General features: G+C 70.8%; 1 protein-coding gene. It reads right to left on the reverse strand.

What is annotated here, in order from left to right; all coding sequences use genetic code 11:
* On the reverse strand, positions 1-630 hold a 630-nt coding region (locus EOA29_RS39140; protein ID WP_189479175.1), incomplete at both ends, for a cation:proton antiporter.

Genomic DNA, 630 nt, shown 5'->3' on the forward strand with positions numbered 1-630 from the left:
CATCGCCGTAGCCTTTGCGGGCTTCCTTCGCCACCGCCTCGGCCGACAGCGGCGCTTCGTGCCGGCGACGGGTGACGGGGGCCTCGCGGGCCGGCTCCTGGTCGGCCTGGAGTGCCGCCTCGCGGCCTTCCTCGGCGCCCCGCTCGATCTCGTCCAGATGCGCCGCCTCGTCGGGCTCGGCTTCGCTCTCGCCGCTGGCATGCAGCACCGTCATCGGCTTGCCGGCGCCGACTACGCCGGCAAGGTAGGCGGCGAAGCGGCCGACCACGCCCTCGTCGACCACCACCAGCAACCGCTCCAGATTGGCGATGAAGCCGCGCTGGTCGACCTCCTCGCGCTCCAGCCTTTTCTTCTCCGCCTCGCCGATCGTCAGGCGCCCGAGCGTCCATCGCAGCGTCGGCGGCATGGCCAAGGTGGTGATGACGGCCATGGTGAGGATCATGGTGAAGAGGTTGTGCGAGAGCACGCCGATCGACAGGCCGATCGAGGCGACGATGACCTCGGTCGAGCCGCGCGCGTTCATGCCGCAGCCGACCGCAATGCCCTCGGCGCGGCTCATGCCGGAGAGCTCGGCGCCGATGAAGGCGCCGCCAAACTTGCCGAGGCTGGCGATCGCCACCAGCGCTACGG

This window comes from Mesorhizobium sp. M1E.F.Ca.ET.063.01.1.1, from assembly GCF_003998155.1.
Lineage (GTDB): Bacteria > Pseudomonadota > Alphaproteobacteria > Rhizobiales > Rhizobiaceae > Mesorhizobium.